Here is a 20,575-nt window from a genome sequence, read left to right on the forward strand (position 1 = left end):
ATTTATGTCAGGTATAAATGGTCTTAACTGCTATTGTGTCTGTATTTTATTAATGGTTTCTGTCAATCCTGTCCGGTTTTTGGTCATTTTTTGCAATGGTACGCTGTTTGGGAAATAGGTACACGTACATCAAAATTTAAAAAACAATAAAATTTATAATTATGACAGTAAGACTGCACCATCCCGCCAGAAAATCATTCGATTCTGTAGTTGATGATTTCTTTAACTCAATTCCCGGTTTATGGAATGAAGGTTACAGCGGTATTAACCTGGCGCCGGTTAACATTGACGAAACTGCTGAAGGTTTTCAACTGGAAGTAAGTGTGCCCGGCATCAGTAAAGAAGAGATTAAGGTGAACGTTGATAAAGGCTTATTAACGATCAGCTACGATAAAAAAGACGAAAACAAATCCGAGGGTCAGAAATCTATTCGCCGCGAATTCAGCCGTAAAAGCTTTAAGCGCAGCTTCACTATAGCCGAGCAGGTAAATGCCGATGCTATAGAAGCTAAATACGAAAATGGTGTTCTGAGGCTCTTCCTGCCTAAAAAAGAGCAGGTGAAAGAAACACCTAAACAGGTAGTTGTTCAATAATAATAGTAAAAGAAATACTAAAGTTTTGGTTTCATAAGCAGTTGGTTTTGGTTTAACAAGCCATCCGCCTTTTGGCGGATGGTTTTTTTTGCGTTTTGCACTAACTTCGGCCCCCATGAGAGCACTTACCTTCTGTATCCGAAAGACGTTGGTATTGATCGTGCTATGTATATTTTCAGGCGTAGGGATGATAGTTGCACAGGAAAAGCAGCCGGTAGATAGCACATATCGCGGTCATAAACATGTTGACACGTTACCTTTTGTTATTGATTCCGCCGAGGTGGCTTTGCGGATCAAGAACCTCAATCCGTCATTTAATCTGCATGTAGATTCTTCACTTTTTTATAAGCTGGAGATAAACAAGGACCAATCCAAGTATTACTGGTTCCTGCGCAACCCCCCCGTGGGTCTGCGAATTAATAAGGATAACGGCCTGTTAACCTTCAAGGCGGAGAAATCCTATTTCCTTTCCGGTAAACTGAAATACGACTACCAGTACCGGGTGAGCGTGGGCGTACAGAACCTGGAAACTCCCGGTGATCACCTGGACACCGCTTTTTATATCACATTCTATAATACAGATATTATTCAGTCGAAGGTTAAACCCACTATTGGGTCAACCTTAACGATTGATGAGGGTGATACAGTTGCCTTTAAAATACAATGTGAGAATGGTAATTTTCCCATTGAGACAATTACCTTTTTTTCCAGCATGCCGGTGCGGGGCGCTACCCTGGTAAGAAAGTGTGATGATGATTTTATTTGGGCACCCGGATTTGATTTTGTAAAGGAATCGGACCCCGGTAAGCAAAGGACTGTTGTGCTGAGCTTTGTTGGCTCCAACAAGTTTGGTATTCGCGATACGGCCCAGGTTAAGATAATAGTGAATGACGCATTGAACTATCCATTGTCGGTGGAAGATTATAAGCTGACGGTGAATGTGATCAATAGTTATGTTTTGCGGCTGAAGTATACCTTCCTGCAGCTGGATAAAGGGGTGAAGAAAAACAAGGGTACCCGTACCACTTTTGATATCACCGGTTCTACAACCGCTTTAACAGGCAGTATTCTGGCTTCTTCGCAGCCAAACAGCCAGATTGGTAAGGTAATGCCAAGTGTGGGTGTTTCGCTGGTGCCGGTAAAGGAAGCCGTAGCCCCCATAAAAAACACGGAGCAAAACCAGGCATCGCAGATCCGTTCAACAGTTAAAAGGCTGGAGTATATGGTAAGCGACAATGCCACTGTTGGCGAACGCGATCCTGATATTGCCAAGAAAACCGCCAAGCTGAAAGAAGAATTAAAACAGGCGCAGGTACAGCTGGTTGATATTCCTATTGAGATCACCAGCGGCATGAGCGAAAAGGAACTGAACGATTATTTTAACAGTAAAAAGGTGATGAAGAAATATCGCCTGAAGAAGTAGACAGCTAATGTGCTAAGGGCTAATTAACTAATGGGCTGGATTTATAAATGAACTATTAAATAAAAAGTCCCCTCGGCGCTCTGCTGAGGGGACTTTTAGCATATTATCGTATTAGCAAATTAGCCCATTATTTATTACAATCCTTCTGTCTTGTATCTATCAAATACTGGATCTTCCAGTTATTATCGATGCGTACCAGCTGAAAGGAATTTACCCCGCAGTGGTGGAATTTTCCCTTGTAGTAAAACTGATAAGGCGCCCATACCATGGCCAGCGGGCCGTCGATGCGGATGGTCTCAAATTCAACCCGTTCGTCGGCCTCTCCTACTTTTTGGTCGCCAATAAACTTTACAAAGTCTTTAAACTTATCGCTCTTGATATAGACCTGTTTCTTTTTATTGGTGGCAACGGTTTGCAGGATGGGGTCATCGGTAAAAGCCGATTTCAACAGTACGGTGTCGGCATTTTTCATGCCTTCAAACAACTGGTTGATGGTGATTTTCACCGAGTCTTCGGTTGTTTGGGCTTGTACGGTTGAGGTAAAGGCCAGTATTACAGTAAATAAAATCGCAAATCGTTTCATGTGGTCAATTAACTGAATCACTTTTCTAATACCCTAAAATCTTCAGCATACTTTGGGCCGACTGCTCTTTGGCGTAAACCCAGTCAACCAGTTTCCCATTTTTATCGTGCCCTACAATAATATGTTTGGGTGATGGAATAAGGCAGTGTTTAATACCGCCATATCCACTGATCTGGTCCTGGTAGGCGCCGGTATGGAAAAAGCCTAAATAAAGCGGTTCGCCATTATTGACCTTGGGCAGGAACACCTCATTGATGTGTTCTTCCGAGTCGTAATAGTCGTGGCTGTCGCAGGTGATACCCCCCAGCACCACGCGTTGGTACTCCTCGTCCCATTTGTTTACCGGCAGCATCAGAAATTTCTCCCCAATACCCCAGGTGTCTGGCAGGGTGGTTATGAACGATGAATCGATCATGTACCAGATCTCCCGGTCGTTCTGCACCTTGGTGCCGATAACGCTGTAAATATGCGCCATGCTCTCCCCTACGGTATAGCTGCCAAATTCGGTGAAGATGTGCGGCATGGGCACGTTATTCTTTTTGCAGGCCTTTTTGATATTGCCTACAATTTCATTGATCATAAACTGGTAGTCGTACTCAAAACCCAGTGAGTGCTTGATGGGGAAGCCGCCGCCGATGTTTATGGAGTCCAGCTCGGGGCAGATCTTCTTCAACTGGCAATACAGGTTGATTACCTTGTTCAACTCAGACCAGTAGTAGATGTCGTCCTTGATCCCCTTGTTCAGGAAGATATGGAGCATCTTTAACTGAAAGCGGTCTTCATTGCCTTCTATTTTGTCAACGTAAAATTCCAGTACATCCCTTGCTCTGAAACCCAGGCGTGAGGTATAGAACGGGAAGGTTGGTTCTTCTTCCGCCGCTACCCTGATGCCGAGTTTGAAGGGCCCCTTTACGGTTTTTTTATAATTCTGTAATTCTTCCCTGTTGTCGAGAATGGGAATTACATTTTTGAAACCGGAGTTCAGCAGGTTGGCTATACGGCTGGTATAGGTCTTTTGCTTGTACCCGTTACAAATGATGAAGGTGTCCTTGGAGATCTTTTTACGGTCGTACAGTTTTTTGATGATCTCGATGTCGTAGGCGTATGAAGTTTCCAGGTGAATATCGTGCTTTAAGGCCTCTTCCACCACAAAAGAGAAGTGAGAGCTTTTTGTACAGTAACAATAGTTGTATTCACCTTCATACTTATGCTTTTTGATGGCATTGGCGAACATCTTTTTTGCCTTCTTTATCTGCATACCTATCTTGGGGAGATAGGTCAATTTCATGGGGGTGCCGTACTTGTCGATTAGCGCTTTCAGGTCGAGCCCGTTAAATTGCAGATAATTGTCTTTTACATCGAACCCTTCCTGGGGAAAGTTAAAGGTTTGGTTCACCAGGTCGGTGTACGAGTTATTCATGAACTGGTTCAGGTTGCTGATGGTAGTGAATTTTAATTGTCAGTAAAGATTGTACCCGAAACAAAAAAATTATTGCACAAAAGTAATAGTTTGAGGATTTTTTCAAATAAAAATTATGCCCGGATTAAAATTGTCAGTATAGTGTTGATTTCTGACCCAGAACGCTTAAGGCTGAGCGCTCAACGCCGAACGCTGGTTGCCGCTACGGCTTGGGGCTTGCAGCTTATAGCTTATGGCTGTGTTAAGCGAGTGTTACTATAAAGAAGAAGCCCCACACTGTGTAGTATGGGGCTTAGTATATTTAAACCGTGCAGCTTATTTTACAGAAGCTACCAGATTTTTGAAGGTTTCTGGTTCGTTCATAGCCAGGTCAGCCAGGATCTTACGATCCAAACCAATACCTTTTACATTGAGCTTGTGGATGAACTCAGAATACGTTAAGCCTTCAGCGCGAACGGCCGCGTTAATACGGGCGATCCACAGGGCGCGGTATTCTCTTTTCTTTAATTTACGGCCTACATATTTATATTGCAGACCTTTTTCCATTACGTTTTTCGCAACGGTATATACGTTTTTACGTTTGCCATAGTAACCTTTGGCAGCTTTCAGAATCCTTTTACGGCGTGCACGTGATGCAACAGCGTTTACTGAACGAGGCATATCTTAAATAATTTGAAAATTCGAAAATTGGTTAAAGGAACAGTTTACTTCAATCTCAGCAGACGCTTTACAAAGTCTACGTTTGACTTGTGCACTACGCCATCCTTGTTCAGGTTACGTTTGCGGCGATTAGACTTTTTGGTAAGAATGTGACGTTTGAAGGACTTCTGATGCGTGATCTTGCCGGTGCCAGTTACTTTAAATCTTTTTTTGGCACTGGAGTTTGTTTTAACCTTTGGCATGTTAAACTACCTTTTGCGGTGATACCCTGCTGGCGCTCCCGAACTGACGGGAAACTTTTTGGGCCATGTGGGCAATGTTTGTTTTACGGCTTATAAACCAGTAAAACCTAAAATGGAGCGCAAAGGTATGTTTTTTATTAATACGGGCAAAAGGAATCTTTTAAAATGTCCTGCTGTTAAAGTGTTTATTTTCAGGATATTAGTAGATGGTTGACAAGTTGATAGCGTTGATAGAGTTGACAAGGGCCTGCCTTTGAGCCCACTATCAACTTGTTAACCTTTCTCTTAATATAAAAGAGCATCCCGCCGAAACGGAATGCTCCAATAAAAGAATTTCAATCTTATAATAACAAACCTAAGCCCCTTCTTTCTTCTTCTTACTTGTCTTAGGCGAAATGATCATCAGCATGCGTTTGCCCTCCAGTTTGGGTAAGCCTTCCGGCTGCCCTACTTCACCCAGGCGTTCTGCAAATTTCAACAATACCAGCTCACCCCGTTCTTTGAACATGATGGCGCGGCCTTTAAACTGCACATATGCCTTTACTTTGTTGCCTTCTTTTAAAAAGCTTTCAGCGTGGCGCGCTTTAAAGTCAAAGTCATGATCGTCTGTACCAGGCGTAAAACGGATCTCTTTTACCTCGGCCGTTTTACTTTTGGCCTTCATCTCTTTTTCCTTCTTCTTCTTCTCGTACAGGAATTTATTATAATCAATGATTTTACAAACGGGCGGGTCAGCCTGTGGTGAAATTTCAACCAGGTCAAGCTGTTGCTCCTGCGCCATTTTCAGCGCCTCCTGGATAGAATAAACTCCTACTTCTACATTATCGCCAACCAACCGTACCTGTGGTACGCGAATCATGTTATTGGTGCGATGTTCCTGTTGCTGTTCCTTCTTAAATCGGGGATTGAAATTACCTCTCGGTTGTCGCGGTGGAAATGCCATTTAAATCTTTTAGTTAAACAATTTTTGATTTTGGTAACCAGTTGTTATTGCTGAATTACCGGTTTTTGAATGTTGATTTTGTTTTCAAATATATTACGGACCAAATGTTGTAGCTCTAAGTTATGAAAACTATAGAATCTTCACAACACAATATTATTCACCCCGGCGTTCCCTGATCTCGGCTTTGGCCTCGTTGATGAATTCCTCAACACCTTTTGACCCCAGATCGCCCTTACCCTGCCTGCGTATAGCCACCTGGTTCTCATTCATCTCTTTTTCGCCCACAACCAGCATGTACGGCACTTTCATGAGTTCGGTATCGCGGATCTTTTTGCCTATTTTCTCGTTCCGGTCGTCCACTTCGGCACGAATATCTGCATTTTTCAGGGATTCCAGAACACTATTCGCATACGGTAAAAATTTATCGCTGATGGGCAAAATCTTTACCTGAACCGGTGCCAGCCACAGCGGGAATTTACCGGCATAGTGTTCCAGCAAAAAGCCAATGAACCGCTCATGGGTGCCTAATGGTGCCCGGTGAATGATCAATGGGGTGTCTGAGGAGTTGTCCTTATTGGTATATTCCAGCTTAAAGCGGCGGCCCTGGGCAAAATCAACCTGGTTGGTAGCCAGGGTAAATTCACGGCCAATTACGCTCCAGATCTGCACATCAATTTTAGGACCATAGAACGCAGCCTCATCAGGTACCTCTACGTATGGAATGTTCGATTCGATCAATACCTGGCGAACCATGTCCTCGGTTTCCTTCCATAGTTCGGGTTCGTTAATGTATTTCTGACCCAACTTTGCGGGATCGTGTAATGACAAACGCATAACGAATCTGTCGATACCGAATATTTTGAAATATTTCTGGTACATGTCGTTCACCGCACGAAACTCCTGGGCAAATTGTTCCTTGGTGCAATAGATGTGGGCGTCGTTCATATGCAAACAACGTACACGCATCAGTCCGAACAGCTCACCACTTTGCTCATACCGGTAACAGGTACCATACTCGGCCAAACGTAATGGCAGGTCCTTATAGCTTCTGGGTTCTGCCCCGAATATTTTATGGTGGTGCGGGCAGTTCATAGACTTCAGGAAGTATTTCTGTCCATCCATTTCCATGGGCGGGAACATACTATCCTGGTAATACGGCAGGTGACCGCTGGTGATGTACATGCTTTCTTTGGCAATATGCGGGGTTACTACCCTTTTATAGCCGGCACGCTGCTCGGTTTCCTTAGCCAGTTTTTCCAGTTCCTCAATAATGATGGTGCCATTGGGCATCCATAAAGGCAAACCAGGGCCTACATCATCGTCCATGGTGAAAATTCCCAGTTCCTTACCCAATTTACGGTGGTCGCGTTTCTTCGCTTCCTCCAGGAGGGTATTATACTCATCCAGCTCCTTTTGGGAAGGGAAGGTAACTCCGTATACGCGGGTAAGCTGCCGGTTGTTGGCGTCGTTTTTCCAGTAAGCACCGGCAATATTGGTGAGTTTGATCGCCTTTATTGGTCCGGTTGAGGGGATATGTGGTCCACGGCACAGATCGGTAAAACCGCCCTGGGTGTAGAACGTTATCGATCCGTCTGCAAGATTACTGAGCAGGTCCAGTTTATATTCGTCGCCTTTTTCGGTGAAATACTGAACGGCTTCGGCCTTGGGCATTTCTTTACGAACGTAGCTGTTGTTCTGTTTGGCCAGTTCGTTCATTTTCTTTTCCAGCCTGGCCAGGTCTTCTTCGGTAAGCTTGTTATCGCCCATGTCTATATCATAATAGAACCCTGCCTGGCTGTCGAGGGCGGGTCCCACCCAGAATTTTACGCCGGGGTACAGGCTTTCCACTGCCTCCGCCAACAGGTGGGCAGAAGAGTGCCAGAAGGTTTTTTTACCATCTTTGTCGTCCCAGGTCAATAAATTGAGGGTCGCATCGGTGTAAATGGGGCGCGTCAGGTCCCATACCTCACCGTTTACTTTTGCGGCCAATACTTTTCGAGCCAATCCTTCACTGATTGACTTCGCTATTTCCAACCCTGTGGTTCCTTCTTTGTACTCCCGTACATTTCCATCCGGGAAAGTAATTTTAATCATTTTATCACTTCCTTTTTATGTGACCGGTTATACAATTCCTTTTCCGTTGGTCTCGTATTTCCGGAAGAACGGCAAATTTAACGAACAATTTGCAGACCACCATTTACGATGTGTGTCGTAAGAAACTAATTATTAAGTAATTTGCCGGGTGACAGAAAAGGCGGCCGGTGGTAAACTGCGGTAAAACCGGGAAAATACCGGCAATTACACATTAAAACGTAGTTATAACCGGCACAAGAAAATAACAATTTCAGATGAAACGTCCAGGGCAAAATTTTCATTAAAACACATAGGGTAATGAAAATTTTGACATGGTAAGTTCCATCTGGCCATAAAACAACAGTTATTTTTCAGATGAAATCAGTTTTACTTTTTTTGTTTTTGGGGATCAGCTTTTGCGGTCATACGCAGGACCTGACCGGCATTTGGCGGGGAAATTTTAAAAGAACCCCGGTGGGCCAGCAAGGCCGCATGATGGATTTATTGGGTAATGATGAGCGTTATAAGTTTGAAGTACAGCTAGATCAGAAAAGTAAATCATTCAAAGGTGTTACCTATTCCTACCTTACCACCATATTTTACGGGAAGGCCACCTGCCAGGGAACCGTGAACCCCGCCACTCACCAGGTAATGCTGGAAGAACTGAAAATTGTGGAAGTGCGCATGTCGGGCAGCAGCGATGCCTGTGTGATGACCCTGTTCATGAAATATTCCAAAGAAAATGGTGAAGAGTTCCTGGAAGGGACCTACATCAGTTACAATACCAAGGATTCAACCAACTGTGGCCGTGGCACCGTTTTTCTGCGTAAGGTTACCACCTCCGATTTTTACGAGGAACCTTTCCTCACGAATAAAGAAAAGCAAAAGCCGGAAGAGAAAAAACCGGAGGTTGTAAAGGTTGACACCACTACCAACAAGGCGATCGTAAAAACAACGCCTAAAACCAAACCGCAAACGACAACCACTGTTAAAAAGCCTGTTAACAACAAGGTAGTTACTACTAAGCCGGCTACTACCAAACCCGATAATAAAGCCATTGTAAAAACACCTGCCGAAACAAAACCCAATGTAAAAATTGTGGATATGGATACGCTGAAGAAGGTAACGGTAAAAGTGCCGCCGGCTACCATTCCGGTGCCGAAGGTATTGGCCAGCCGGGAAAATGAACTGGTAAAGACCATTACCACCAATGCCAAAACGGTGGAGATAAATATCTACGACAACGGTACGGTCGATGGCGATACCATTTCGGTATACGTTGATAAAAAACTGGTGTTGTCAAAGAAACGGCTTACCGAAAAAGCCATTCCGCTCACCTTAACGCTCGATGAAAACCTACCCGTTCACGAACTGGTGATGGTGGCCGAAAACCTCGGCGAAATTCCACCCAATACTTCGCTCATGGTAGTAAAAGCAGGCGGCAAGGAATATGAGGTGAGGATTACTTCTACTGAACAGAAGAATGCGGTAGTGGTGTTTAAGTACGAGAAGTAGATCGAATTATCACATTGGCATTTATCTACCGTTTGCATAAATTTTTCAATTCATATACATAGTACGTGGTATATTCCATTAAAATTAACGCATGCGTTTTTTGCTGTTATCCCTGTTGCTTGGGTTAACCGGGGTTGGTGAGGCACAACTGTTAACGGGGGTATGGGGTGGAATAAGAACACAGAATGTAGGTGGGTGTTTTCCAGAATATTCAACGGAGCTGCATATTATTTATATGCAGAACAATGCGTTTATTGGTAATGTATACAGTTACGATAACGACCGGTACACCAAAATAAACTTTTCAGGCAGGTACAACCCGCTTACCAAACGCATGGTGATTATTGAAAACTCCGTTCTGCAATATAATGTACCCGATAGCTGTATTCCCTGCATAAAAACCTACGAACTTACTTTTTCAAAAAATGGCGAGGGCAACGAATTGCTGCAGGGCGAATGGCGCGGCCACGAAATGGGCAATAACAACAATTGTCAGCCTGGTAAAATTTCCCTGGCACGTGTGGCCAAATCAATCTTCCCGGTTGATGTATACCAGAACGATACCCTGGCCAGATTGCAAAAGAACCTGAAACTGAAAAAGCGGGATAAAGACCTGGTTCAAACGCTTACCATCGATACTTCTTTTTTAAAAATTGAATTGTACGACAATGCCGAGATCGATGACGATACGGTAACTGTGTTCCTGAACAATACCATGCTGTTGTACCAAAAACGGCTTACCGGCAAACCGCTTGTACTGAATGTAACCGCTTTTCCCAATACCGAATATGAACTGATGATGTATGCCGATAACCTGGGCCGCATTCCACCCAATACTGCGCTGATGGTTATAACAGCCGGCCGGAAACGCTATCAACTGCACCTGTCGTCGAGCGAGGAGAAAAGCGCCGTGGTACGGTTTAAGTATGAACCGAAAAGCCAATAGACAATAGACAATTGGCAAAGGCCCAACCTCCCTGCCGACAGGTCGGGAGGGCCGGGGAAGGCCTCAAGCAATGGGCAATAAATACCTATCTTTATTCGCAAATAACGCCTAAGGCCAATATTTACTATGAGTTTAAAGCATTTTAAACCCGCCCACTGGTTATACAACCTGCTTCATTATAAACAACTGCTCCATAATAAAAAGGCGTATAAAAAATACAATATAAAGAAGTCGCTCATTGCCTCCGTTAGCAGCAGGGATTTTCCCGATAAGGAATCCCGCGCCTGGCTCGATACGGGCGATTCTGCGGTGTTGGCCGCACAGAAAGAAGGCTTTCAACAATTCCCAACCGGAATACAGCAAAAGATCAGGGACTGGAGCACCAAAGGCTATATGGTGCTGGAGAATTATTTTTCACCGGAAGCCTGCGATGCTATTAATAAAGAGATAGACACCCTGATGGCAAATGGCGCCCTGCAATTTAAATGGGGCAATAAGCTCATGTTCGCCAATAAAAAATCGGCTGTCATTCGCCAGGCAACAAAAGACCCGCTGATAAGCCGGGTGCTTAATTTTTTGCTGGATAAAGAAATGGTGCCGTTTCAAACCATCAATTTTATCAATGGCAGCGGGCAACGGGCGCACTCAGACAGTGTGCACATGACCACCTATCCGCTGGGGTATTTAACCGCCATTTGGGTGGCGCTGGAAGATGTGCACCCCGACAGCGGCCCCCTGTTCTATTACCCCGGCAGCCATAAATTACCCTACCTGCTTAATAACCACTGGAACGCCGGCAGCTCCTTTTTATCGCTGGGAAAACATGATTACCCCGATTATGAAGACATGGTGGAAGAACTGCTGGCAAAACACAAGTTTCCGCGGGAAGAACTGATTGCCAAAAAAGGCGACGTGCTGATCTGGCATGCCAACCTGGTGCATGGCGGCGCGCCTATCCGCAACCCCGCGCTTACCCGTAAAAGTATGGTAGTGCATTATTATGCCAGTGATGTGATCAAATACCACGAAATAACGGAGCGCCCTTCCCTGATGTAATCAGAACTTGAAGTTCCAGGTTATAGACGGGATGATCGGAAACAGCGATACCTGCTCGGCTTTTATGGTTAAGGAACCGTCGTATGGACTACCCTCCTGGCTGAAATAGATAAAATACGGGTTCAACCTGCTGTATACATTGTAAATGCTGAACACCCAGTTGGTTTGAAATTTAGCATCGGGCCGGGTACGGGGTGTATAAACCGCCGAAAGATCCATCCGGTGATAAGGCGCCAGCCGGTATTGATTGATCCGGCTATACTCCTGGGTAAGTATGCCGCCCACTACATAAAAACGCTCCGGTAAGCTGGTAGCATTGCCGCTGCCGTATACAAACACGCCCGAGAGTTTCCATTTGTTATTTAACTGGTACGTGGCTACTACCGACAGGTCGTGACGGCGATCGTATTTTGATGGATACTTTTGTCCTTCGTTCAGGGTATCAAACTTACGCCAGGTCCAGGAAAGGGTGTAACCGATCCAGCCGGTAAGCCTGCCCTTTGTTTTATTCAGGAACAACTCTGTACCATAACTCCAGCCTTTTCCAAAAACAAAATCATTCTCCGGGTCTTTTAATGTGGGGGTATAGCCTTCGCGGTATTCTATCTGGTTGTTCATTTGCTTGTAATACACTTCCAGCGAAGTTTCCCACATATTATGGCTGAAGTTTTTGAAATAGCCGGCTGCATATTGCCAGCTTTCCTGTGGTTTTACCCGGTAAGTGCTGGGCACCCACAGATCGGTTGGCAGGGTTGAACCGGCATTGCTTACCAGGTGAATGTATTGCAGGTTGCGGGTAATCCCTGCTTTTAAAGAAGTTTCGTCGTTGATGGCATAGCGCAGGGTGAACCGCGGTTCAAACCCACCATAGGCTTTTACCGGTTTATTGCGGCCATACGTTATACTGTCAGACTTGTTGCCATTTATATCGGTAGAAAATATTTTGTAAGGCCCCATTTGTACAAAGCGGCTGAACCGCAACCCGGCGTTTATTTTAATGCGGTCGCTAACGTCCCATTCGTCCTGCAGGTAAATACCAGATTCACCGGCATATTTTCTCATGGCATTATCAGGTGTGAACTGGTTACTGCCCTGGTTACCGCTCAAAACATTCGGGGTAAAGGTATGGTAGGTGTATGCGGCGCCAAAGCGGACCTTATGTTGGGTGGATGGATAATAATCAAAGTCGGTTTTAGCGTTCCAGTCGTGAATGCCAGATGACAGTTTTATGCTGAAATCGTTCTGGGTAGCGCCAAATGAGAACGCATAATCATTATACACCAGCGTGGTATTGGCAAACAGCTTACGGTTAAATACGTGGTTCCAGCGTAAGGTGGCCGTTGAATTGCCCCAGGGAATATCGGCCTTGAATACGCGGCGCGAGTTGCGGTAAGTAAACACATCCCGGCCAAAATAACCGCTTAGGTACAGGCGGTCTTTTTCGGAAAAGATATAATTTACCTTGGCATTGAAATCATAGAAATAATACCCTGAGCCGTAAAAATCGCTGTTGGATTTAATGAATGGTTTTACCAGCAGATCGATGTAGGTGCGCCGGCCGGAAATAATAAAGGAAGATTTATTCTTTTTAATGGGGCCCTGTACCGAAAGCCGGGAGGCAATGGCCCCTATTCCACCCTCCACTTCAAATTTGTTCAGGTTGCCTTCTTTCATGGCCACGTCCAGTACCGAAGAAAGCCGTCCGCCATATTGCGCCGGCATGCCGCCTTTTATCAGCGAAATATTTTTGATGGCATCTGAGTTAAAGATGGAGAAAAAACCAAACAGGTGACCTGTATTGTAAACAATGGCGTCATCGAGCAGGATCAGGTTTTGATCGGGCCCCCCGCCCCGTACATACAACCCGGTATTGCCTTCCCCCGCGTTGCGTACCCCCGGCAGCAATTGCAGGGTTTTTAGCAGATCGGTTTCGCCCAGCAACACCGGTACCGATTTTACCTGGGTTATAGACAGATCTATCTTGCCCATTTGCGCATTCGTTACATTCCCATCGCGCTTGCGGGCCGATACTATTACTTCCTCTAAAACGGGTTTTAGTGACAGGTAAAAACTTTGTTCAACGTTTTTGTCGAGGGTAACCTGCTGCTCTACCGGCTGATAGCCGGCAAAGGTCACCAATACCGGGTAGGCGCCCCGGGGTAATGTTATAGAGTAGAACCCAAACTGGTTGCTTACAATGCTTTTGCCATGTCCGTTTACCGATACCGTAGCGCCAATAAGCGTTTCGCCCGATAAAGAGTCGCGCACATATCCGCTCAGCGTAAATTTTTCCTGTGCTGTTGCAAATAATACACTACATAAGCCAAATACTATAGCAACCAGTTTGGTCATTTGCTGCAATTTTCCGTTATCAAAAACCGGTTACCCGGCCGATAGCGTAATTACTTCGAGTAGTCGATGGAATCTTCCACGCTGCCGCAATTGATCATTTTACTACCGAAGTAAGGGTTTTTTATATCCCTTTCATAACTGATCCAATAAGCGCCCTGGTTGTTAAAAGCCATTGGGCAGTATTCCCAGAATAACTTTTTACCACCGTACCTTACTGTACGGGTAAGGGTCCACATGGACTCAGCTATATTTCCAAATATGTTACGCTTTCTTTCAATGTCTTTTTCTGTGGCCAAAGTCTGTGCCGAATCTGAAATAGTTTTGGTGTAGGTTAGGGCCGTTTCTTTTATTACCCCGGTACTATCGCCTTTTATTTCATTTAATTTCAGGCTGTCGGAAGCGGTACGCAGGGTTTGCGCGGCGGCCGATGCTTTGGCGGCATCACTGGCTACCAGGGCGTCTTTTAAACTGATGTATGCATTGATTAAACCGGTGAACGACTGGTTAAAGGCATCGGAATTACCCTCCATCGATAAGGGTTGTTGTTTTTCTTCTACCCCCCCATTTGCCTGTTTATCTTCTCTTTTACTATTACAAAAAAAGGGTCGGGCGATAAAGATAACAGCGGCAAGCACAATAACTACGATTAACGTTTTTTTCATCTCAGACTTTTTAACATACCAAAGATAAATGAATAACCTTACATTACTGCCTCATACACAAGTGATTTCGTGCTAAAAACGGCCTTGTTTTTGAATAACTGCCATCTTTTGTGGAACACTTCCCAATCGGCCCGAATTGTTATATTTTTGCACCTCATTTGAAGTAAAATTTATGCTGGCAGGATTAACGAACGTAACTTTTGAATTTGGAGCCCGGGCAATTGTAGAAGATGCAACCTGGCATATTCAACCCAACGAACGTATTGGATTAATTGGTTATAATGGTACTGGTAAATCTACCTTGCTGAAATTGTTAGTGGGGCAATACCTGCCCTCGGCAGGTACGGTTGAACGCAGCCGCAGCACCTCCATCGGCTATTTGCACCAGGACCTGTTAAGTTTTGATACGAACGATAGCATCCTGGGGGTTGCTTTAGGCGCTTTTGAACGCGTAATGCAGCTGGAAAAGGAAATTGAGGAACTGGGTAAAGAACTTGAAAACACGAACAGTGGCCGAACACCGGCGCAGGAAGATGCGTTGTTGCACAAATATTCCGACCGCTTACATGAAATGGATACCCTCGACGGGTACAACATTCACCATAAAACAGAGGAAGTGCTGCAGGGGCTTGGGTTCTCCAATGCCGATCTGCAACGGCCCTACAAGGAATTCAGCGGGGGCTGGCGCATGCGGGTGCTGCTGGCGAAAATGATCCTGCAACAGCCCGATCTGTTGCTGATGGACGAACCTACCAACCACCTTGACCTGCCATCCATTGAATGGCTGGAAAAATACCTGGTGCATTATCAGGGTTCTGTGGTGATCGTGAGCCACGATAAGTACTTTCTCGACCGCATGGTAACCAAAATTGTGGAAGTTTACCAACGGCAACTACATGTTTACAATGGTAATTATTCGTACTACGAAACAGAGAAAGTACAGCGCGTAGAATTACAACAACGCGCCTTTGAGAACCAGCAGGATTATATTCGCCAGCAGGAGCGTTTTATTGAGCGGTTTAAAGCCAAGGCCAGTAAAGCGGCCGCCGCACAAAGCGCCATGAAACGCCTCGATAAGCTCGACCGCATCGAAGATGTAGCTATAGAACGGCCTAACATCAAGATCAACTTCCAGGTAGATAAAGTGCCGGGTAAAGTGCTGTGCGAATTAAAACATATCACCAAGAAATTCGGCGATAACGAAATCGTTCACGACGCCGGCGCCGAAATAAACCGCGGCGATAAGATCGCGCTAATTGGGGCCAACGGTAAAGGTAAATCAACCCTGTTGCGCATTATAGCCGGCGCAGAGTCGTTTACCGGCGAACGCAAATGGGGGCATAATGTAGAAGAAAGCTTTTACGCCCAGCACCAGCTGGAGAGCCTGAACGTAAACAATACCCTGCTGGATGAATTGAAAGGGGCCGGCAGCCAGAAAACCGAGCAGGAGCTGCGCACCTTACTGGGTTGCTTCTTATTTGGCGGCGACGACGTTGATAAAAAGATCAAAGTATTGAGTGGAGGTGAAAAAGCCCGCGTGGCCCTGGCAAAAACCATCATCAGCAAGGCCAACTTCCTGATGCTCGATGAGCCTACCAACCACCTTGACATCCATTCCGTAGAATTATTGATAGAGGCCCTGAAAAAATACGAAGGCAGTCTTATATTGGTAAGCCACGACCGTTATTTTGTTTCAAAAGTGGCCAATACCATCTGGGAGATCGATAATAAGAAAATTAAGACATTCCCCGGCGGTTACGAAGAATGGGGTGAATGGAAAGAAAGACAAAAAGCAAATGGAGGACCTGTTGGAAAAAAGTTGGAAGCCGGTAGTCAGAAAGCAGAGCCGGCTGCGCCAAAACAGGAAGTAGCAGTTCCCAAACCCCAGCCGGTAGTGGATAACAAACCACAGCCCGCCAGCGTTAAAGAACCGATCAATAAAGAACAGAAAAAAGAATTGCAGAAACAGCAAAAACTGTTTCAGCAACTGGAAGAAAAGATAGCGCAGCTGAACCAGCAAAAAGCAACGCTGGAAGCGCAGTTAACAGCTCCCGATACCTATTCCGACAGGAATAAATTTGTGCAAACAGAGACAGATTATAAAAAAGTGAGCGACGAACTGGTGCAAATGAATAAACAGTACGAGGAGGTGTTTGAGAAGATTATGGAGCTGGAGTCGAAATAACCATCCCATGAATATAACAATCCGTAAAGGCGTAGAAGCCGATTACCCGGCCATTATTGAGCTTATTCACCAGTTTGCACTGTACCAGAAAACACCGCAAAGTGTAACAAATTCAGCGGAACAAATGAAAGCAGACAACAATTTGTTCCAATGTTTTGTTGCTGTAGATGATTCAAACAGGATCATTGGTTACGCGGCCTGGTTTTTTGCCTATTTCTCCTGGACGGGTAAAGCGCTTTATCTCGATGATCTGTATGTAGTGGAATCAGCCCGGGGAAAGTCCATAGGCACCCGGCTGCTGCAAACAGTGATTGACCACGCAAGGGGCACCAATTGTGTAAAAGTACGCTGGCAGGTTTCCAACTGGAACAAACCCGCTATAGCATTCTACCGGAAAATGGGCGCCCTGATAGATGATGTAGAAATGAATTGCCACTTTGAATTAAGACATTAGGTTTCCCTGACCCGCCATAGTTGAGGGGGATTTAATAAACAATAAATCGCATACCCGAAATCAATTGTGGGGATTACAGATGGTTATATTCAAACGCTACAAACCAGGCCTGGCCTGGTTATCTTTATTCCTGGGGTTTCAATCCGCTTCAGCCCAATTGCCAGCTCCCCGTCCCAAAATTGGGGTAACCTTAAGTGGCGGCGGCGCCAAAGGACTGGCGCATATTGGTATTTTAAAGGCCATTGACAGTGCCGGACTGAAAGTTGATTATATAACCGGCACCAGTATGGGCAGTATCATTGGCAGTTTGTACGCCATTGGTTACTCCGCCGACAGCATTGAAAAAATTACCCGTAGTATCGATTGGGACCTGCTGCTCAGTAACTCGGTTTCGCTCCGCAGCATTTTCATGGAAGAAAAAGACGAGTACTCAAAATATGTAGTTGAATTGCCCTGGCAAAACAACAATTTCCGTTTGCCCAGCGGGTTGTTACAGGGGCAGGAATTGTGGTTGAAATTCTCTGAATTGTATTTCCCCGTTTACCGGCAAAAAAATTTTTCCCAATTCAGCATACCCTTTCGTTGTATCGGTACCGATGTAGGTACCGGCGAAGCCATCGTGATGAAAGATGGCGAGATCATTTCGGCCATCCGCAGCAGCATGGCCATTCCCTCGGTATTTACGGCCATTGATTTTAAAGGCAAGCGTATGGTCGATGGCGGTATTGTGCGCAACTTTCCCGTTCGCGATGTAAAAGATATGGGCGCTAATATTGTCATTGGCAGTAACGTGGCCAGTGGCCTGCTGCCTTCTGAAAAAGTGCGCAATGCCTTACAGATCCTGTTACAGATCGCCTTTTTCCGCGAAGCCGAAGATGCCAAAACCGAAGTGCCGCAATGTGATATTTATGTTCCCTTCAAGCTGCAGAAATACACCATGGGCAGTTTTGGTGAAGGCGGGGCCATTCTTGATTCCGGTATAGTGGAAGGACGTAAACTGTATCCCCGGTTTAAACAACTGGCCGATTCGCTGAATGCTATTTACGGACCCGCAGAGGTGCCCAAAAGCCGCTTGCCGCAGGAGAGCTCGGCGGTTATTTCTTCCTACGAGGTACATGGGGTGGAAAGAACCTCTTCGGAGTTCTTTGTGCATACCATGGACCTGATGTTGAATAAATCCTATACGGCGCACAGACTCTCCAACATGGTGCGCCAGGCATATGGCACGCGGTACTACAGCCGCATTATCTATTCACTGGAACCACAGGCCGATGGTACCAACAAGATCATCTTTGAAGTAACGGAAAACCCGTTTACGTTTGCCAAGCTGGGCATCCATTACAACCGGTTTACGGGGATAGGCATCATTGGGAATATAACGGCCAGGAATTTTTTTATCACCAACTCCCGCAGCCTGGTCACGGTTAATATCGGCGAAAGTTTCCGCATCAGGGGCGAACACCTGCAATACCTTGGCCGCCTTAAAAACTATGCGCTGGTGGGAGAAGCCCAGTTCGACCGGTTTGATGTGAATTCGTACGATCAATACAAGCAGGATGGGTTATACAAACAAACTATTGCCAAGATTGGTGAAAAGTTTCAGTTCTCCCCTTCCCGCAGCTTTTCAATTGGCGCGGGTCACCGCTTTGAATGGGTGCATTACACGCCCAAAATAACCAAGAGCATCGATCTGAAAGGCAGTAATAATTTTAATACGTTGTATACGTATGTGGCATATAATTCGCTCGACCGCGGCATTTATGCCCGCAAAGGCGTAAAGCTGTATGGCGAAGCCGGCCGGGTACTGGGGCAGCACCCCGACCTTGAATTTTTGGTAAATGGCGAACCCCTGCCCGATTCGCTAAGCATCAGCACGCATCCCTACTGGCGCACTACGCTGGATGTGGAAAGTTATATTCCCATCAGCAAACGCACTATCTTATTGCTGAACGGGCAGGGCGGCATCAACTTCAACTATACCCGCAATGCCCTGAATGAATTTGCCATTGGAGGGTTAACAAAAGTATTCCGCAACCAGATCACCTTTGCCGGGTTACAGGAAGGAACGCTGTATGCGCCTACCGTGGCTATGTTACAGGGCGGTGTGCGGGTAAACTTATTTACCAATAACTACGTCATTGGCAAGGCCAATGTATTGTTCACCAATTTTATCAGCAAAAGTGATTTCTTCAAGAACAATCCCAGTTTTATGTCGGGTTATTCATTGACCTATTCCTACAATTTTGCATTGGGCCCGCTTGATATCAGTACCATGTACTGCGATCAAACCGGCAAGCTGCAATGGTATATCAACCTTGGTATTCCCTTCTAAGTAAGGGTTGTTCCTCCTCCATTTCTTCGTGTGCTTTTATAAAATCACTCACGAGGTAGCTGATTAATTTACCGGTAGTCTCATCGCTGCGGCCATCAGCCAGGCGGGTAGCGCCTTCACAAATATGTAAATAAGCTACCTGGCTTTCTCTTGCAGCCAGTGTTATGTACTGGCGGGCGTGCAGGGCTGAAATACCCGAAGGCGTCATGGCGCTTGACAGCGTATTTTCAATGCAATCCATGTCCAGCTCAATACCGGTATAATTATCTTCGGTAAAATTGGTGGCGTGGGCTATGGCCTGAATGAAATTCCTTTTCTCCAGGATGAAGATATCTTCGTATGTAATGAAGTCCAAAAAGGGATTGTTTACAATATCGAGCCATACGTTTTGCGGCAGATAGTTTTCGTGTAAACCAACCACGCAATACTTCTGTAAATAACCATCTTCTTCGGCATAACGGAACCCATTGCCGCTGTGCCGCCCTTCGGATGGGCGGAAATCGGAATGCGCATCGAGGTTAATGCAGTTTATTTGCGCCAGGGGTAAAACGCCCGCTTTGTGCAGCCCCTTGGCTGCCCCTTTTATCAATGGATAGGCGTTATTATGGCCACCGCCAATGGCAACGGGTATTTTACCATTCGAAGTAATGATCTTGGTCAACTCCTCCACTTCATCATCGATGGTGATCACCGCATGGCGGTACGCATCTATCTTTTCTTCATACCCATAGGCATTTTGTTCTATCACTTCACTGAGATCGCTGAAATTAAACTGACCCAGCAGGATGATCTCTTCCCCGTTCAAAAAGTCATTGCTCTGCAGGTTCAGAAAAGCAGACAGGAATGGCGTCCATACAGAATCGGCGCCGCCGGTACCATGATTGGCGCGAATGCCAATATCTTCCGGAATTCCAAACACTACGTACTTTGCCGTCGATTGCTGCAGGGCTGTTTCCAGGGTATTTTTATCGGGCACAACGTGCACACTTTCACCCAGTTTGGTTTCAAACCGCCGGATCCGGGTAAGATTCAACACATCGTGCTTGCTGTAGAATTTGAAATGTTTGATCATATAGCTGAAGTTTGAAATATGGTTAATTAATGCTATTATGCTGTTGCTGTTTTTTCTGTCTTGC

General features: G+C 45.5%; 17 protein-coding genes. 8 read left to right on the forward strand and 9 right to left on the reverse strand.

What is annotated here, in order from left to right:
• Window positions 1–161 precede the first annotated feature (161 nt).
• Window positions 162–593: an Hsp20/alpha crystallin family protein gene (locus NIAKO_RS10735; protein ID WP_014218446.1), complete on the forward strand. Its 432-nt coding sequence runs from the start codon at window positions 162–164 to the stop codon at window positions 591–593.
• Window positions 594–708: 115 nt separating this feature from the next.
• Window positions 709–2,016 (forward strand): hypothetical protein, encoded by a 1,308-nt coding sequence (locus NIAKO_RS10740; RefSeq protein ID WP_014218447.1) that lies wholly within the window; start codon window positions 709–711, stop codon window positions 2,014–2,016.
• Window positions 2,017–2,143: 127 nt separating this feature from the next.
• Here NIAKO_RS10740 and NIAKO_RS10745 read toward each other — a convergent pair whose 3' ends face one another.
• The 6 genes from NIAKO_RS10745 to thrS form a co-directional block, all read right to left on the reverse strand.
• Window positions 2,144–2,599, reverse strand: a complete 456-nt coding sequence (locus tag NIAKO_RS10745) for a nuclear transport factor 2 family protein (protein WP_014218448.1) — start codon at window positions 2,597–2,599, stop codon at window positions 2,144–2,146.
• Window positions 2,600–2,624: 25 nt separating this feature from the next.
• Complete coding sequence (locus NIAKO_RS10750; RefSeq protein ID WP_014218449.1) at window positions 2,625–4,019, reverse strand: type III PLP-dependent enzyme domain-containing protein; 1,395 nt, start codon at window positions 4,017–4,019, stop codon at window positions 2,625–2,627.
• A 315-nt stretch (window positions 4,020–4,334) separates the two neighbouring features.
• Entirely contained in the window at window positions 4,335–4,679 is a 345-nt protein-coding gene (rplT, locus tag NIAKO_RS10755) for a 50S ribosomal protein L20 (RefSeq protein ID WP_014218450.1), read from the reverse strand.
• 44 nt (window positions 4,680–4,723) lie between these two features.
• Window positions 4,724–4,921: a 50S ribosomal protein L35 gene (rpmI, locus tag NIAKO_RS10760; RefSeq protein WP_014218451.1), complete on the reverse strand. Its 198-nt coding sequence runs from the start codon at window positions 4,919–4,921 to the stop codon at window positions 4,724–4,726.
• A gap of 355 nt (window positions 4,922–5,276) precedes the next feature.
• The gene (gene infC / locus NIAKO_RS10765) at window positions 5,277–5,864 is read right to left on the reverse strand and encodes a translation initiation factor IF-3 (protein WP_014218452.1); all 588 of its coding nucleotides are present in this window, start codon (window positions 5,862–5,864) and stop codon (window positions 5,277–5,279) included.
• A gap of 153 nt (window positions 5,865–6,017) precedes the next feature.
• A complete protein-coding gene (gene thrS, locus NIAKO_RS10770; RefSeq protein WP_014218453.1) occupies window positions 6,018–7,958 on the reverse strand; it encodes a threonine--tRNA ligase in 1,941 nt (646 codons plus the stop codon).
• Between the two features lie 354 nt (window positions 7,959–8,312).
• On the opposite strand from thrS, the gene NIAKO_RS10775 reads away from it, so the two are divergent.
• From NIAKO_RS10775 to NIAKO_RS10785, 3 genes are all read left to right on the forward strand, one after another.
• Window positions 8,313–9,452 (forward strand): hypothetical protein, encoded by a 1,140-nt coding sequence (locus NIAKO_RS10775; protein ID WP_014218454.1) that lies wholly within the window; start codon window positions 8,313–8,315, stop codon window positions 9,450–9,452.
• A 91-nt stretch (window positions 9,453–9,543) separates the two neighbouring features.
• Entirely contained in the window at window positions 9,544–10,398 is an 855-nt protein-coding gene (locus NIAKO_RS10780) for a hypothetical protein (protein WP_014218455.1), read from the forward strand.
• A 126-nt stretch (window positions 10,399–10,524) separates the two neighbouring features.
• A complete protein-coding gene (locus NIAKO_RS10785) occupies window positions 10,525–11,454 on the forward strand; it encodes a phytanoyl-CoA dioxygenase family protein (protein ID WP_014218456.1) in 930 nt (309 codons plus the stop codon).
• Here NIAKO_RS10785 and NIAKO_RS10790 read toward each other — a convergent pair whose 3' ends face one another.
• Both NIAKO_RS10790 and NIAKO_RS10795 read right to left on the reverse strand, forming a co-directional pair.
• Complete coding sequence (locus tag NIAKO_RS10790) at window positions 11,455–13,806, reverse strand: TonB-dependent receptor (RefSeq protein ID WP_014218457.1); 2,352 nt, start codon at window positions 13,804–13,806, stop codon at window positions 11,455–11,457. It lies immediately after the preceding gene.
• A gap of 50 nt (window positions 13,807–13,856) precedes the next feature.
• Window positions 13,857–14,468 carry a DUF3347 domain-containing protein gene (locus NIAKO_RS10795; RefSeq protein WP_014218458.1) on the reverse strand — a complete coding sequence of 204 codons (612 nt, stop codon included), beginning with the start codon at window positions 14,466–14,468 and terminating at the stop codon, window positions 13,857–13,859.
• Between the two features lie 172 nt (window positions 14,469–14,640).
• Here NIAKO_RS10795 and NIAKO_RS10800 point away from each other — a divergent pair, with 172 nt between their 5' ends.
• From NIAKO_RS10800 to NIAKO_RS10810, 3 genes are all read left to right on the forward strand, one after another.
• Window positions 14,641–16,653 (forward strand): ABC-F family ATP-binding cassette domain-containing protein, encoded by a 2,013-nt coding sequence (locus NIAKO_RS10800; RefSeq protein ID WP_014218460.1) that lies wholly within the window; start codon window positions 14,641–14,643, stop codon window positions 16,651–16,653.
• Window positions 16,654–16,660: 7 nt separating this feature from the next.
• Window positions 16,661–17,107, forward strand: a complete 447-nt coding sequence (locus tag NIAKO_RS10805) for a GNAT family N-acetyltransferase (RefSeq protein WP_014218461.1) — start codon at window positions 16,661–16,663, stop codon at window positions 17,105–17,107.
• A gap of 79 nt (window positions 17,108–17,186) precedes the next feature.
• A complete protein-coding gene (locus NIAKO_RS10810) occupies window positions 17,187–19,439 on the forward strand; it encodes a patatin-like phospholipase family protein (RefSeq protein ID WP_014218462.1) in 2,253 nt (750 codons plus the stop codon).
• On the opposite strand, the gene NIAKO_RS10815 is transcribed toward NIAKO_RS10810, so the two are convergent.
• Window positions 19,417–20,511, reverse strand: a complete 1,095-nt coding sequence (locus NIAKO_RS10815) for a formimidoylglutamase (RefSeq protein WP_014218463.1) — start codon at window positions 20,509–20,511, stop codon at window positions 19,417–19,419. The two genes, NIAKO_RS10810 and NIAKO_RS10815, sit on opposite strands and share 23 nt — an antisense overlap.
• Window positions 20,512–20,575 lie beyond the last annotated feature (64 nt).

The sequence above is a fragment of the Niastella koreensis GR20-10 genome, from assembly GCF_000246855.1.
Taxonomy (GTDB): domain Bacteria; phylum Bacteroidota; class Bacteroidia; order Chitinophagales; family Chitinophagaceae; genus Niastella; species Niastella koreensis.

What these genes read in the sequence shown, in the direction of transcription:
- infC (WP_014218452.1), bottom strand. Translation starts at nt 5,864, where the DNA reads ATGGCATTTCCACCGCGACAACCGAGAGGTAATTTCAATCCCCGATTT.
- NIAKO_RS10805 (WP_014218461.1), top strand. Translation starts at nt 16,661, where the DNA reads ATGAATATAACAATCCGTAAAGGCGTAGAAGCCGATTACCCGGCCATT.
- thrS (WP_014218453.1), bottom strand. Translation starts at nt 7,958, where the DNA reads ATGATTAAAATTACTTTCCCGGATGGAAATGTACGGGAGTACAAAGAA.
- NIAKO_RS10795 (WP_014218458.1), bottom strand. Translation starts at nt 14,468, where the DNA reads ATGAAAAAAACGTTAATCGTAGTTATTGTGCTTGCCGCTGTTATCTTT.
- NIAKO_RS10750 (WP_014218449.1), bottom strand. Translation starts at nt 4,019, where the DNA reads ATGAATAACTCGTACACCGACCTGGTGAACCAAACCTTTAACTTTCCC.
- NIAKO_RS10815 (WP_014218463.1), bottom strand. Translation starts at nt 20,511, where the DNA reads ATGATCAAACATTTCAAATTCTACAGCAAGCACGATGTGTTGAATCTT.
- NIAKO_RS10790 (WP_014218457.1), bottom strand. Translation starts at nt 13,806, where the DNA reads ATGACCAAACTGGTTGCTATAGTATTTGGCTTATGTAGTGTATTATTT.
- rplT (WP_014218450.1), bottom strand. Translation starts at nt 4,679, where the DNA reads ATGCCTCGTTCAGTAAACGCTGTTGCATCACGTGCACGCCGTAAAAGG.
- rpmI (WP_014218451.1), bottom strand. Translation starts at nt 4,921, where the DNA reads ATGCCAAAGGTTAAAACAAACTCCAGTGCCAAAAAAAGATTTAAAGTA.
- NIAKO_RS10785 (WP_014218456.1), top strand. Translation starts at nt 10,525, where the DNA reads ATGAGTTTAAAGCATTTTAAACCCGCCCACTGGTTATACAACCTGCTT.
- NIAKO_RS10810 (WP_014218462.1), top strand. Translation starts at nt 17,187, where the DNA reads ATGGTTATATTCAAACGCTACAAACCAGGCCTGGCCTGGTTATCTTTA.
- NIAKO_RS10735 (WP_014218446.1), top strand. Translation starts at nt 162, where the DNA reads ATGACAGTAAGACTGCACCATCCCGCCAGAAAATCATTCGATTCTGTA.
- NIAKO_RS10740 (WP_014218447.1), top strand. Translation starts at nt 709, where the DNA reads ATGAGAGCACTTACCTTCTGTATCCGAAAGACGTTGGTATTGATCGTG.
- NIAKO_RS10775 (WP_014218454.1), top strand. Translation starts at nt 8,313, where the DNA reads ATGAAATCAGTTTTACTTTTTTTGTTTTTGGGGATCAGCTTTTGCGGT.
- NIAKO_RS10800 (WP_014218460.1), top strand. Translation starts at nt 14,641, where the DNA reads ATGCTGGCAGGATTAACGAACGTAACTTTTGAATTTGGAGCCCGGGCA.
- NIAKO_RS10745 (WP_014218448.1), bottom strand. Translation starts at nt 2,599, where the DNA reads ATGAAACGATTTGCGATTTTATTTACTGTAATACTGGCCTTTACCTCA.
- NIAKO_RS10780 (WP_014218455.1), top strand. Translation starts at nt 9,544, where the DNA reads ATGCGTTTTTTGCTGTTATCCCTGTTGCTTGGGTTAACCGGGGTTGGT.